The 13,970-nt window shown below is 66.1% G+C and carries 12 protein-coding genes; 8 read left to right on the forward strand and 4 right to left on the reverse strand.

The window, feature by feature from the left end:
• Positions 1 to 4: 4 nt before the first annotated feature.
• The gene (locus ACZ3HV_RS39275) at positions 5 to 862 is read left to right on the forward strand and encodes a haloalkane dehalogenase (protein WP_465692311.1); all 858 of its coding nucleotides are present in this window, start codon (positions 5 to 7) and stop codon (positions 860 to 862) included.
• 125 nt (positions 863 to 987) lie between these two features.
• Here the strand turns inward: ACZ3HV_RS39275 and ACZ3HV_RS39280 are convergent, their stop codons facing one another.
• The 3 genes from ACZ3HV_RS39280 to ACZ3HV_RS39290 are packed head-to-tail and all read right to left on the reverse strand — an operon-like array spanning position 988 to position 2,843.
• The gene (locus tag ACZ3HV_RS39280) at positions 988 to 1,812 is read right to left on the reverse strand and encodes a MauE/DoxX family redox-associated membrane protein (RefSeq protein WP_465692313.1); all 825 of its coding nucleotides are present in this window, start codon (positions 1,810 to 1,812) and stop codon (positions 988 to 990) included.
• Between the two features lies 1 nt (position 1,813).
• Positions 1,814 to 2,416, reverse strand: coding sequence for a cell wall protein (locus tag ACZ3HV_RS39285; protein ID WP_465692315.1), 603 nt, complete (start codon positions 2,414 to 2,416; stop codon positions 1,814 to 1,816).
• 13 nt (positions 2,417 to 2,429) lie between these two features.
• Positions 2,430 to 2,843: an RlpA-like double-psi beta-barrel domain-containing protein gene (locus ACZ3HV_RS39290; protein WP_465692317.1), complete on the reverse strand. Its 414-nt coding sequence runs from the start codon at positions 2,841 to 2,843 to the stop codon at positions 2,430 to 2,432.
• A gap of 440 nt (positions 2,844 to 3,283) precedes the next feature.
• Here ACZ3HV_RS39290 and ACZ3HV_RS39295 point away from each other — a divergent pair, with 440 nt between their 5' ends.
• On the forward strand, positions 3,284 to 4,270 hold the full coding sequence (locus ACZ3HV_RS39295) for a TerC/Alx family metal homeostasis membrane protein (RefSeq protein ID WP_465692319.1): 987 nt from the start codon (positions 3,284 to 3,286) through the stop codon (positions 4,268 to 4,270).
• 95 nt (positions 4,271 to 4,365) lie between these two features.
• Here the strand turns inward: ACZ3HV_RS39295 and ACZ3HV_RS39300 are convergent, their stop codons facing one another.
• Positions 4,366 to 5,613: an MFS transporter gene (locus ACZ3HV_RS39300; protein WP_465692321.1), complete on the reverse strand. Its 1,248-nt coding sequence runs from the start codon at positions 5,611 to 5,613 to the stop codon at positions 4,366 to 4,368.
• A gap of 317 nt (positions 5,614 to 5,930) precedes the next feature.
• Between ACZ3HV_RS39300 and ACZ3HV_RS39305 the strand changes: the two genes are divergently transcribed.
• From ACZ3HV_RS39305 to ACZ3HV_RS39330, 6 genes are all read left to right on the forward strand, one after another.
• Positions 5,931 to 6,239, forward strand: a complete 309-nt coding sequence (locus ACZ3HV_RS39305) for an ArsR/SmtB family transcription factor (protein ID WP_465692323.1) — start codon at positions 5,931 to 5,933, stop codon at positions 6,237 to 6,239.
• Positions 6,240 to 6,834: 595 nt separating this feature from the next.
• A complete protein-coding gene (locus ACZ3HV_RS39310) occupies positions 6,835 to 7,836 on the forward strand; it encodes an ABC transporter permease (RefSeq protein WP_465692325.1) in 1,002 nt (333 codons plus the stop codon).
• On the forward strand, positions 7,833 to 8,777 hold the full coding sequence (locus tag ACZ3HV_RS39315; protein ID WP_465692328.1) for a carbohydrate ABC transporter permease: 945 nt from the start codon (positions 7,833 to 7,835) through the stop codon (positions 8,775 to 8,777). The genes ACZ3HV_RS39310 and ACZ3HV_RS39315 overlap by 4 nt, the downstream gene beginning before the upstream one ends.
• 30 nt (positions 8,778 to 8,807) lie before the next feature.
• A complete protein-coding gene (locus ACZ3HV_RS39320; protein WP_360367188.1) occupies positions 8,808 to 10,469 on the forward strand; it encodes a type 2 periplasmic-binding domain-containing protein in 1,662 nt (553 codons plus the stop codon).
• A 117-nt stretch (positions 10,470 to 10,586) separates the two neighbouring features.
• Entirely contained in the window at positions 10,587 to 12,869 is a 2,283-nt protein-coding gene (locus tag ACZ3HV_RS39325; RefSeq protein WP_465692330.1) for a glycoside hydrolase family 95 protein, read from the forward strand.
• A 31-nt stretch (positions 12,870 to 12,900) separates the two neighbouring features.
• Entirely contained in the window at positions 12,901 to 13,908 is a 1,008-nt protein-coding gene (locus ACZ3HV_RS39330) for an ABC transporter substrate-binding protein (protein WP_465692427.1), read from the forward strand.
• The last annotated feature ends 62 nt before the right edge of the window (positions 13,909 to 13,970 follow it).

The raw sequence follows: 13,970 nt of genomic DNA on the forward strand, positions 1-13,970 counted from the left end.
CGCCATGCCCGAGATCGACGTACACAATTCGACAATCCACTACGAGGACAACGGCAGCGGTACGCCGATCGTCTTCCTGCACGGCAATCCGGCCTCGTCCCACGTCTGGCGCAACGTCATGCCGTACGTCGGCAGCGGCCGGCTGCTCGCACCCGACCTCATCGGAATGGGCCGCTCCGGCAAACCCGACATCGCCTACACGTTCGCCGATCACGCCCGTTATCTCGACGCTTGGTTCGACGCGCTCGAGCTCGACCGGGTCATCCTGGTCGGTCACGACTGGGGCGGGGCGCTCGCCTTCGACTGGGCCTCCCGGCATCCCGACCGCGTCATCGGCATCGCGTTCTTCGAAAGCATCGTGAAGCCGATGGCCTGGGAGGACCTGTCGCCGCAGGCGCGCGAACGCTCCCGGCTGATCCGAACCGAAGGTCCCGGCGAGGACCTCGTCCTCGAGCAGAACCTCTTCGTCCGCCAGGCCTTCACCGGCGGCGTACTCACACCGGTCGGCGACGACGACCTGCAGACCTACCTGGCGCCGTACCCGACACCCGAGACCCGCCGCCCGATCCTCGCGTGGGCTCGCCAGTTGCCGCTCGGCGGCGACCCGGCCGAACTCGTTGCCCGCATCAACCAGTACGACGAGTGGCTGGCCGGCAGCACCGACGTACCCAAGCTGCTGATCACCTTCGAAGGATCGCCCACCCTGCTCATCGGCAGGGAACTGGCCGACTGGTGCGCCGCCAACATCGCCGCCCTCGACATCGTCCACGGCGGCGAAGCCGGTCACCACGCAGCCGAGGACCGCCCCAAGGAGATCGCGACTGAGATCTCCGCCTGGCTGGACCGGCACGCACTGCGCTGACCGTTGGACGTCAGCCAGAGTGCTCCGTCAGGCGTGTGCGTGATGCTGCGGAGGCGGTTAGCGCCTCCGGTGTCAACAGCACGAGGCCCCCGCGGACCGTCCGCGGGGCCTCGCTCGGTTGGTTGTTACCCGGCAGTGGCCAGCATGGTCGGGCGGTACAGGGTGAGTCCCGACGTCTCGTCGACGACGGCGACCCGGACGGACTCCGGAGTGGAGTCGTGATGCGGTACGGCGAAGACGGCGGTCGCCGGGCGGCCGTCGTACCTGGCGGTGTAGCTGACGAACCGCCAGTCCTCGTCGTCCCAGTAGTCGTGGATGTCGGACCGCAGCAGCCCGTCGACCGAGCGGTACGCGGGGCTGAGCAGCAGCCGTCGCTGCGTGGCCGCCAGCGGTACGGCGTCGGTCGCCGTACCCGCGAGCGGATGACTGAGTCGCAGCCGCAGTCGGCGCAACGGCAGCAGCCAGTACCGATCCAGCTCGGCGGACAGCATGACGAAGACGGCCGCCTCACCGACGAGCACTACCGCAGCCGGACCGGCTGACCACCATCCGGCATCGGCCGTGGTCGCTACCGCAGCTGTTGCTAGCAGCAACAAGGCACGCCCGATCGCCCGTCGGCCAATGGGTTTGGCCGACGCGCCGGTGCACCCGCACGACGCTTCGGGTACGACGATCTTGGCGTAGATCAGGTAGCCGGTGAACCCGACTGCCAATGCGACCGCGGCCGCTGCATCGATGCTCAAGGCTGGTGGGAGCAGTAGGGCCAGAGCGATGACGGCCTCGACTCCACCGACGGCGCGATACGCCGCGGTCGCGCGTGACTCACCGACCAAGCGCGGCAACGCCGTACGACTGGCTTGTTCTGCGTGGGCGAACTTGCCGTACGACGTGCAGAGCAGGAGCAAGCCGATCAGGAGTGGCTGCGCGGCCGCCACTTGCTGGGCGCCCATGTCAGTTCGACGCGTAGATCGTCGAGATGTCGATCTCGTTGGTCCCCGGCCGCCAGGCGCCGATCACCTGGGCGTGCCGGCCGACCTTGAGCATCGACAGGTCCGACACCGCGGGCGTCCCGTTGTACACGGCCGCGGTGACCCCGGGTTGGACGTACCCGACGACCTTCTGGCCGTGATGGTCGAACTGCAACCCGGAGCGCCCGATCGAGGTGATGGCGACGGTCAGGTTGACGATGTTGATCCACACCGACTCGGCGGCCAGTGTCCCGTCCGGCATCAGTACGCCGCGCGCGTACAGGCCGTCGCCGATCCGGGCCTGATCGATCGTGGTCGGCCGGAGCTTCCACACACTGGTCACGCCGGTCAGCTGGATCCGGTGCAGCCGGCCGTCGGATCCCTGTACCTGCAGGAGATCCTGGTTGCGGCCCATGATCAGGCCTTCGGCGAAGTTCGGGTCCGGCTGTCCCGGTTCGGGGTACTGCGAGGCCGCGGCGAACGCGGTCTCCGGGGCGAGCGAGCCCATCGCCGTCGCGGCGACCAGGCCGGTGGCGCCGAGCGCGGCGCGGGTGAGCAGGGAACGGCGGTCCATCGTGGTTGTCATCTCAGCTCACCTCTCAGCCGACGTCGATCGCAGCGGGAATCAGGCCGGCGCTCAGGCTCGCGATCGCGGAGAACGCGGCCGGAGTGAGGTCGACGATCCGGTTGGAGGCGCACGTACCGCCGCAGCAGGCTCGTTCGCCACAGAACAGGTCGGTCTGCGGACCGCAGTCCGCGATCGACGTGACCACCCGCTTGCTGTTGCACAGGTTGGTCGTGGAGTGCTTGAACCCGCACGTACGCCGGGACATCGCGGTGACGCCGCAGGTGTCCGGATGGGTGATGGCGTAGCACGCGGCCGAGGCGTTCGGCCACGCGTGCTGGAAGTTCCCCGAGTGACAGGTTCCGCAAGCACCACGTCCGGTGCTCGCGCAGGGTCCCCAGGCGTTTCCGCAACAGAACCACGAGACTTCGCCGTTGAGTCCGGCCATGACAATTCCTCCAGGTCTAGGGGCGGTAAGACCTACAGAAACTTTTGTACTCCGATCAGGCGGAAACTCCCAGTGCTCAACCCCGAAACGGAAACTTTTTGCCCAGGGGCTCGGGGTGGATGGTCCTGATCGGCTAGAGTCCTCCGGCGGGGCGCGCGGGGGCTGGCGTTGGAGTCTGTATGCGGTATACGATCTAGCAACGCGCTGATGTGACCCGGTGCACGGTGGAATTCATCGGTACTCGATATAGTTGGTGCGTTTGTGGAGGGGAGTATTCCTCTCGGGTCGCGCTTCGGCGGATCCGACTACGGCAGTGTCGTCATCACGGGAGGCCTGGGCGGCCGAACCGGTGCTGCCGGCCCGGAGTGATCCGGGTGGAAGAGACCTCCGGACCGAGCTAGCTGTTCGCCGTCGTCCGGAGGTTTGTCATGGTCTCAGTCATGCCCCCTGTTGTCTGGGTGCTCACGATCATCGGGTTGCTCGCGATCGTCGCGTTCGACCTGATCGTGATCGCCAGGCGCAACCACACCGTGACGATCAAGGACGCGACGCGGTGGGTGCTGTTCTACGTCGGGCTGGCCGGTCTGTTCGCGGTCGGGCTGTTCGTGTTCAGTCCGGGGCAGAGCGGCGGGGAGTTCGTCGCCGGGTACATCACCGAGTACAGCCTGAGCATCGACAACCTGTTCGTGTTCGTGATCATCATGGCGCGATTCGCCGTACCGAGCCTGGCTCAGGACAAGGTGCTCTACATCGGCATCGTGGTGTCGATGGCGCTACGGGCGGTCTTCATCCTGGCCGGTGCGGCGGCGATCTCGGCGGCCAGTTGGGTCTTCTACATCTTCGGCGCGTTCCTGGTCTACACCGCGGTCCGGCTGGCGCTCGAGGGCGAGAACGACGAGACCGACTTCCAGGAGAACGTCGTCATCCGTGGGATGCGCCGGATCCTGCCGCTCCAGCACGACTACGACGGAGCGAAGCTGGTCACCAAGACCGATGGCCGCCGGATGCTCACCCCGCTGGTCATCGTGATCGCGGCGATCGGGATGGCGAACGTGATCTTCGCGCTCGACTCGATCCCGGCGATCTTCGGACTCACCCAGGACGCCTACATCGTGCTGACCGCCAACGCGTTCGCGCTGATGGGCCTGCGGCAGCTGTACTTCCTGATCGGCGGGCTGCTGGAGCGGATCATCTACCTGAACGTCGGCCTGTCGGTGATCCTGGCGTTCATCGGCGTGAAGCTGATCATCGAGGCGCTGCACGGTTCGCACATCGACGACATCGGGGCGATCCACCTGCCGCACATCGGCATCCTGACCTCGCTCGGCTTCATCGTCGGCACCCTGTTCGTCACCACGATGGCCAGCCTGATCAAGTCGTCGTACGACCGCCGTCAGGTCGAGGTCAAGGTCCGCATCGACGACTGAGGCGGACCGCCAGCACTCCACAATCGCGGCCCGGAGCCGGATGTGAGCGGTGAGGCGCTCGCCAACCGGCAATTGATGAGTGCTGGCGGTCCGCCTCACACCCGCTCGGGCTGCTCGGCGCGGGCCGGGCGGAGGCGGAGGTACAGCAGCGGGATCGGGGTGAGGATGAGCCCCGAGGCGAGGAGTGCGGCGCGCAGTGACGATCGGCCGACTGCGCCCAGCGGCGGACCGCCGACGACCTGGCCGATGGCGTTGGCCTGCGACACCATCGAGATCACGGTCGCGCGGGACCGGGAGTCGACGTGCCGGTTCAGCCAGGCGGACTCGATCGGCCAGGCGAGGGTGCCGGCGATCGTGTTGATCCACATCGCCGCCAGCGCCAGCCAGAGGTGACCGAGCAGGGCGAACGCGATCACACCGGCAACCTGAAACGCCGCGAGCAGCGCGAGTACGCCGTTCGGATGCGCAGCGGTCACGCGTTCCGGCGAGAGCCTGTTGAGGGCGACCGAGCACACCAGGGACAGCAGCGTCCCGATCAGAGCCAGCACGGTGAACCAGAACGCGGGGTCCGACGTACCGAACACGGTCGGGAAACTGAACGACAAAATCTTCACCGACCACAACCGGTCGAACGCCTCACTCGACAGACCCGAGATCAGGCTGATCAGCACCAACGTCCGTACGACGGGACGCCGCCGGGCGACCGACAGTCCGTGCTTGAACGTGTCGGCCATCTGCTTGAAGGTCTCGCGCTCCTCCCGCGGCGTCCGGTGGAAGTTCTGCTCGCGCATGAAGAGCGCGAGCACCAGCGCGAGCAGGATCATCCCGGCACCCGACAGGGTCAGCGGCAGCGGCAGGCTGATCAGGCCGAGCGCGCCGGCGCAGACGGTGCCGGCGATCTTCGCGCCCAGGCTGAACTGCTGGCTGCGGATGAAGACCGTCGCGGCCCGATCGGTGCCGATCTCATCGGTGATCCAGGCCTGGTCGGCGCCGGAAGTGAAGGTGTAGCCGACACCCCACAGCACCTGGGCGGCGAGGATCGCCAGGAACGCCGGTACCAGTCCCTGCAGCAGGAAGCCGGCACCGATCAGGGCGACGCCGATGATGATCGAGAGCCGACGGCTGTAAAGGTCGGCGACGATGCCGGTCGGTACCTCGAACAGAAAGCAAGCGAGCTCGAGGACGGTCCCGACCAGGACCATCTGGAGTGGGTTCAGTCCGGCGTCGCGGACGTAGTACACCATGCTGAGCGTGAAGGTCAGCGCGGAGAGGAACGCCCAGGCGCCGTTGTAGGCGTAATAGGTCCGGACCGGATCGGCGGACCGGTAGGCAGGCAGAGACATCGTGGGTTGCTCCCGAAAGCGTGCGTGGGAATGACGAAGCGCGACCCGGGTAGGTCAAACGCTTGACGTGACGCACGACGGCGCGCCCGATGGGAAGGGCCGCGGTGGTGCGCTTTCAGGAGCGGGCTTGCATAGCGTCAGGGTAGGGGAACACGGGCGTGTCCGCCTCTGAATTTGAGGACCACTGCCGGTGATCAGGAGTACCATCGAAGTGCCTGGCCCGGCCGTTCCCCCGTGATGGTCGGGTCAGGTTTTTGCCGCATTGCGTAAGTAGATTCTTACGCGTAAGGTCTGGCTTACGGGTTGAGGGGATGGGCATGGCGATCGAGGTGGGCGACGTCCTCGCCGCGGTCGCGGACGGGTCGCGGCGGCGGATCGTGGCGCGCCTCGCGCAGGGGCCGGCGACGACCGGGCAACTGGCCGAGCTGTTCCCGATCAGCCGGCCCGCCGTCTCGCAGCACCTGAAGATCCTGCAAACCGCCGACGTCGTGCGGACCACGCTGGTCGGGCGCCATCGCTGGCACGAACTGAATCCGGACGCGCTCCACGCGCTGGCGCACTGGGCCATCGACGTGGCCGACCGTCATGAGAAGGCGCCGCCATTGCGCCGAGGAGATCGACCATGAGTCAGCCGGTCAGTTACGTCGAGTTCAACAGCCCCGATCTCGAGGCGACCAACATCTTCCTCGGTCAGGTGTTCGGGTAGCAGTTCCAGCCGTCCGCCGAGCACGGCGGAACCGTCGCCGTCGAACCGTTCACCATCCCCGACGTCGGCCGAGGCTCTTACATCCTCGACCCCACCGGCCTACTGATCGGCCTCCACGCGTACGACGTGTCGACCTGATCGAGCGGCAGCCGGCGAACTTCAGGTCTTGACATCAGTGGTGCGGGGCGGGTTGACTTCGACATAGTTCACAAGAGAAATAAATTCTGGATCGGTCCGGTGTCGGTGGCTCAGAGCGACCCCGGGCTTGATCGGTCCGTGCCCGGATCCGATGGCTGGCCATCGGATCATCTGGCGTTTTCGTCAAGTGGTTGCTGCGGGCAACGCGAGGAATCCCTTGCGAACAAGGGGATCTGAGCGTCTCGGTCACCGTCCGGTATCGACGGGGCCGGAGAGTCTTCCGCTGCCCGTGGTTCTGTGTCATCCTCCGGGATAGCGAAACCCGAGATCCTATCGGATATTGGTTCCACTCCAGCGCGTGAGGGAAAGGATGCGGAGTGAGCGCAACTTTCGAGGTCAAACCGGCGCCGCCGGCACCGGCACCCCGGGAGGCGGTGAAAACCGCCCGGAAAATCCCCAGGACCAGTCGCCGGACCGCGGCCGGCCGCAGCCTGCGCCGGCACTGGCAGCTCTACCTGCTGATCGTCGTACCGCTCGCGTACTTCGTGATCTTCAAGTACATCCCGATCACCAACGCGGTGATCGCGTTCAAGGACTACAGCCCCGTCAAGGGCCCGTGGGGCAGTGACTGGGTCGGGTTCCGCAACTTCGAACTGTTCTTCCAGAACCCGGTGTTCTGGACCCTGGTGAAGAACACGTTCTTCCTGGCCGCGTACACCGTGCTGGCCAGCTTCCCGATCCCGATCATCCTGGCCATCGCGCTGAACGAGATCCGCAACGGGCGGTTCAAGAAGATCACCCAGTTGGTCACGTACGCGCCGTACTTCATCTCCACCGTGGTCGTCGTCTCGATGACGATCCTGGTGCTGTCGCCGCGGCTCGGGTTCGTCAACGACGCGATCGGCCTGTTCGGGGTGCCGGCGGTCGACTTCCTCGGTAACCCGGACTACTTCCGGCACATCTACGTGTGGTCGGACGTGTGGCAGACCACCGGGTACTCCGCGGTCATCTACCTGGCCGCACTGGCCGGCATCGACCCGGCGCTGCACGAGTCGGCCCGGATCGACGGGGCCAGCCGGCTGCAGCGGATCCGGCACGTCGACCTGCCCGGGATCATGCCGACCGCGGTGATCATCCTGGTACTCGGCGTCGGCAACATCATGTCGATCGGGTTCGAGAAGGCCTTCCTGCTGCAGAACCCGCTGAACCTGGCCCAGTCGGAGATCATCGCGACCTACGTCTACAAGACCGGTCTGCTGAACGCCGACTTCAGCATGGCCACCGCGATCGGCCTGTTCAACTCGGTGATCAACCTCTTCCTCCTGCTCGGCGTGAACTTCGCGGCCAAGCGCATCACAGGGAACGGACTCTGGTCATGAGCATTACCTTGCCGGGCTTCCGGCGTACGACGGACAACCGGTCGGAGCGCACCACGATCGAGGAGACCACGACCGACCGGATCTTCCTGGTCGGCGTGAAGATCATGCTCTGGATCGCGCTGATCGTCGTCACCGTCCCGCTGGTCTACATCGTCGCCAACTCCTTCAGCAGCGCGTCCGCGGTGAGTGCCGGCCGGGTCCTGCTCTGGCCGGTCGAGCCGAGCCTGAAGGCGTACAAGGTGGCCTTCGGCGACCCGCAGATCATGCAGGGCTACCTGAACTCGTTCATCTACGCGATCGGCGGCACGCTGATCAGTGTCACGCTGACGATCGCGATCGCCTACCCGTTGTCGCGCCGGACCTTCTTCGGCCGCAACGTGATCATGAGCGTGCTGATCTTCACCATGCTGTTCTCCGGCGGCCTGATTCCGACGTACCTGGTGGTGCAGGACCTGGGCATGCTGAACACCCGGTGGGCGATGGTGATCCCGAGCGCGATCGGGGTCTGGCAGGTGATCATCGCGCGGACGTTCTTCCGCTCGACGATCCCGGACGAGCTGTACGAGGCGGCCACCATTGATGGGGCCAGCGACCTGCGCTTCCTCTGGTCGATCGTGCTGCCGCTGTCCAAGCCGGTGATCGCGGTGATCGCCCTGATGTACGCGATCTTCCAGTGGAACAGTTACTTCGACGCACTCGTCTACCTCAAGGACCCGAGCCTCTACCCGTTGCAGATCGTGCTGCGCAACGTGTTGATCCTGAACACCGTCGCGGGTGGTTCGACCTCGCAGAACCTGGCCCAGCAGCTCGACCAGCAACAGCTGGCCAACGTCCTCAAGTACGCGCTCATCGTCATCTCGAGCCTGCCCGTACTGATCATCTACCCGTTCGTCGCCCGCCACTTCACGAAGGGCGTGATGGTCGGCGCGGTCAAGGGCTGAAACAGCCCATTCCAGAAGGGAAACACAGCAATGCGCTCATCCGTGAGCAAGGTCGTCGCGCTGGCAGCGGCCGGTGCGCTCGCCCTGGCGGCGTGCAGTTCGGACAAGTCGGACAAGGGGGCGGCGAACGAGACCTCGTCCGACGGCAAGGTGATCATCGACACCTTCACCCCGGCCGACCAGAACACCAACCTGGACACCAACCAGGTCACCAAGATCATGAGCGACAAGTTCAAGATCCAGTTCCGCTGGCAGACCACGACGTACGACGGTGGGCCGGCCAAGGAGAAGCGGCAGATCGCGCTGGCCAGTGGCGACTACCCGGACCTGTTCTTCCTGATCCCGTGGGTCGACGCGTTCACCCAGGCCGAGGTGCTGAAGCTCGGCCAGCAGGGCGTCGCCGTACCGCTGGAAGACTTGATCAAGGAGAACGCACCGAACATCCAGAAGGTGCTGGACTCCAACAAGGAGTACAAGGAGATGTCGACCGCGCCGGACGGTCACATCTACGCGCTGCCGCAGTGGGCCGACTGCTACCACTGCACCTACCCGGACAAGCTGTGGATCAACAGCACCTGGCTGAAGAAGCTCGGCCTGGAGGTGCCGAAGACCACCGAGGATCTGCGCAAGGTGCTCGAGGCCTTCAAGACCAAGGACCCGAACGGCAACGGCAAGGCCGACGAGATCCCGATGACGACCGACCCGCAGGACAGCAGCCTGATCGCGTACCTGATGAACGCGTTCGCCTACGACCCGGTCGGCGCGAACAACGGCGTCCGCTCCCTCGTCACGCTCGACGGTGACAAGGTCGTGACCCCGGTGGCCTCGCCGCAGTGGAAGGAAGGCCTGAAGTACATCGCCTCGCTGTACAAGGAAGGCCTGATCGACCAGGCCGCGTTCACCCAGAACGCGCAGGCACTGCAGGCCCAGGGCAACAACCCGAAGGCCGTCGTACTCGGCTCGGTGCCGGTGCTGTGGCCGGGCATCTTCGTCCAGCTCGACTCCAAGGACGGCCGCGACAAGCAGTACGACGCGGTGCCGCCGCTGACCGGCCCGGAGGGCAAGAGCTACACCGGGTACAACCACCCGACCTCCACCGGCTACACCTTCATGCTGACCAACAAGGCCAGCAAGGAGGCCCAGGTCGCGGCGATCAAGATGCTGGACTACATCTACACCGACGAGGGCCAGATGATCACCAACATGGGCCCGGAGGGTGTCGGCTGGACCAAGCCCGGTGCCGGCGACATCGCGCTGGACGACAGCGTCAAGCCGCTGTACAAGCCGAAGCAGGACGCGCCGAAGAACATCAACTGGGGTGCGCTCGGTCAGTACAACAACACGCTGGCGTACCGGAACGCGCAGGTCGTGCCGAAGGACATCTACACCGGCGCCGGCCTCGAGCGGCGGCTGTTCCAGGCCACCAAGCTGTACGAAGGCCACGAGGACAAGTCGCAGTGGTTCCCGCAGACCTCGGTCTGGCCGGACCCCAGCCTGAGCGGTGAGACTGCCACCCTGCAGACGAACCTCAACAGCTACGTCAACCAGAACCAGCTGGCCTTCATCACCGGGTCGAAGAACATCGACACCGACTGGGACGCCTACGTGAAGGGCCTCGACAGCACCGGAATGCCCCGGTACCTCGAGATCCAGCAGCAGGCCTACGACAAATACAAGTCCGGGAGCAAGTAACAGTACTTTTGGCCGGGCCTCCGGCACCGGCGTGTCATGAGGCCCGGCCTCCCGGCCTTCCCTCGTCGCTTCAGTCGCTTCGCTCCTTACGCTCCTCAGTCCAGGCCGGGAGGCCCCATGACCCAGCAGATGTGGTTCCGGACGCCCGCGCCGGACTGGTTCGAGGCGTTGCCGCTGGGCAACGGTCACCTCGGGGCCAAGGTGTTCGGCCGGGTGGGCGAGGAACGGATCGCCCTCAACCTCGACGACGTCTGGTCCGGCGACGGCCCGCGCGAACTGACCGTGACGGACGGTCCTTCGGTGCTGGCCGACGTACGGCGGTTGTTGCTCGAGGACGGTGATCAGTTGGCGGCGACCGAGCGGACGCGGGCCCTGCAGGGTCCGTTGGTCGAGTCGTACCAGCCGCTCGCCGACCTGCTGATCAACTCGGCGGGGGAACCACAGGACTACCGCAGGAGTCTGGATCTCCGCACCGGGACCGTCGCCGTCGAGTACTCGATCGACGGCGTACGGTTCCGGCGCGAGACCTACGTGTCCACACCTGACCAGGTGATGGTGTGGACGATCGACGCTGACCAGCCGGGGGCGATCGACCTCGGCCTGCGGCTGGACAGCGTGCATCCGATCGTTACGGACGTTGCTGACGGCGCCTATGGTGTCGTCGGGCACGCGCCGTCGGACCTCACCATCGAGTACCGGCAGAGCCCGGACCCGATCCGCTACGAGAACGGGCGCGGCATCGGGTTCGGGGTCGCGCTGCGCGTGCTGAACGACGGCGGCAGCGTGACGGTGACGAACGAGGGTGTCACCGTCCGCGGAGCCGACCGGCTGACCGTCCTGGTGTCGGCGGCAAGTACTTTCGAAGGCTGGTCGGTGCCACCGGGCCGGGATCCGCGGGTGGCGTTGCGTGAGGCAACCGCGTTGCTGGATGCAGTTGCCGTGGACAAGCTTCGGGAGCGGCACGTCGAGGATCACCTGCGGCTGTACGAACGCGCCGAGCTGCAACTGGGCTCATCCGTTGACCTGCCGACCGATGAGCGGATCAAGGCGGTCGCTGCCGGAGGCAACGATCCCGACCTGGTCGCTCTGATGGTCAACTTCGGCCGCTACCTGCTGATGGCCTCGTCGCGGCCGGGGACGCAGGCGGCCAATCTGCAAGGCATCTGGAACCAGGACCGCCGGCCGATGTGGGCCAGTGACTGGACCAACAACATCAACACCCAGATGAACTACTGGCCGGCCGACCTGACCGGTCTGGGCGAGTGCTTCGCCCCCCTCACCGATCTGCTCGAAGCCTTGGCGGAGTCGGGCGCGCAGACCGCGCAGACCCTGTACGACGCTCCCGGGTGGGTGTCGCACCACAACTCGGACATCTGGTGCGCGACCTGGCCGGTGGGTGAAGGTGGCGACGACCCGGTCTGGTCGATGTGCGCGACCTGTGGTGTCTGGCTGACCGCACATCTGATGGAGCATTACCGCTTCCAACTCGACGTGGACTTCTTGCGGGAGCGTGCGTACCCGCTGATCGCAGGGGCGGCCGAGTTCGTGCTGTCGATGCTGGTCGAGGATCGCGAGGGGGTGTTGCAGTTCATCCCGTCGACGGCGCCTGAGCATCACTTCATCCTCCCGTCCGGCGAGAAGGCATCCGTCGACCTGACGTCGACGTACGACATCTGGCTGATCCGCGAGCTGTTCGCCAACCTGGCCGAGGCGGAAGGCGTGCTGGGGCTGAGCTCCGGCCTCGCCGCCCGGGCGGCTGTTGCGCGGGAGCGGCTGCCGGAGATCGGTACGACACCTGACGGCCGGCTGCTCGAATGGCCGACGGACTGGCAGCCGTCCGAGCCTCAGCATCGGCACCAGTCGCATCTCTACGGCCTCTACCCGGGCGCCGAGATCGATCCGACGCGTACGCCGGAATGGGCCGCGGCGGCCCGTGCTTCGCTCGAGCTGCGGACCGCCGGAGCCACCAACGGTGGGTGGACGGCCGCGTGGTTGGTCGCGCTGTGGGCGCGGTTGTTCGAGCCGGAGAAGGCGTCGGCCGTGATTCAGGACTATCTGAGTCGGCTCGTGTCGGACAACCTGCTGCACCGCGACGGCGACATCTTCCAGATCGACGCCAACTTCGGCATGACCGGGTGCGTTCCTGAGTTGTTGATCCAGAGCCACACCGACACCATCCGGCTGCTCCCGGCACTGCCGGCCGACTGGCCCGATGGCTCGTTCCGTGGGCTGCGGGCGCGGGGCGGTCTGAGCTTCGACGTGAGCTGGCGGGACGGCGTACTGACGGCGGCTACGGTCCGTGCGACACGGTCCGGTACGTACCGGATCGCGCTGCCGGACGGTGAGCGGACGGTGGAGCTCGCGGCGGGCCAAGAGGTGGACCTGGTTAGGGCTGCCTAACCAAATCTGTTGTATTCTCACGTCCGTGAAGATGCGCATCGTAATAGTCGTTACGGCTGCCCTGCTGGTGCTGGCCGGGTGTGGTGGCAAGGACGCCGGGAGCGCGGACACCGGCGTCGGTGACACGGACGTGGCGACCGGCGGGCGGCTGTTCAAGACCGCCGACGAGGACACCGCCAAGCTCGGGTCGGACGCGCAGCCGGGCGCGTTCCCGCGGACGGTGAAGCACGCGCTGGGCGAGACCAAGATCGAGAAGAAGCCCGAGCGGGTCGTCGTGCTGGACAGTGGTGAGCTCGACGACGTACTCGCGCTCGGCATCACGCCGGTCGGAATGGCGACGACCGCGGGGCAGGCCGGCGTACCGTCGTACCTGGCCGACAAGGCGCAGGGGATCAAGACCGTCGGCGGGATCAGCGAGCTGAACCTGGAGGCCATCGCGGCACTCAAGCCCGACCTGATCCTGGGTAGCAAGCTGCGCGCCAACGACCTGTACGACAAGCTCAGCGCGATCGCGCCGACGGTGTTCAGCATTCGGCCCGGGTTCCCGTGGAAGGAGAACTTCCTGCTGGTCGCGGATTCGGTCGGCGACGAGGACAAGGCCACCGGGATCCTGAACGACTGCCAGAAGCGCGCCAACGAGGTGAAGTCGAAGGTGCAGGGGTCGCCGACGATCTCGCTGGTCCGGTTCCGGCCGGCGGAGATCCGGCTGTACGGGAACCTGTCGTTCATCGGCGTGATCCTGAAGGACATCGGGCTGCCGCGGCCGAAGATCCAGGACGTGCAGGATCTCGCGGTCGAGGTGTCGCAGGAGAACATCGGGAAGGCCGACGGGGACTGGATCTTCTACTCCAGCTACGGCAAGCCGGAAACCACCGCCGAGAACACCGTTGTCAACGGCAACCTCTGGAAGGCGCTCGCGGCAGTGAAGAAGGGCCAGGTAGCCCGCGTCGACGACGAAGTCTGGTTCCTGGGCCTTGGTCCGCTGGGCGCCATGGACGTGCTGTCGGACCTGGAGAAGCTCCTGGGACCGAAGGGCTAATTCTTTCCCGCGCGTGCTACGCGCGCTCCCACCCGCCCGGCGTTTCCTTGCGGGCTGTCGCC

The organism is Kribbella sp. NPDC020701 (genome assembly GCF_055562215.1).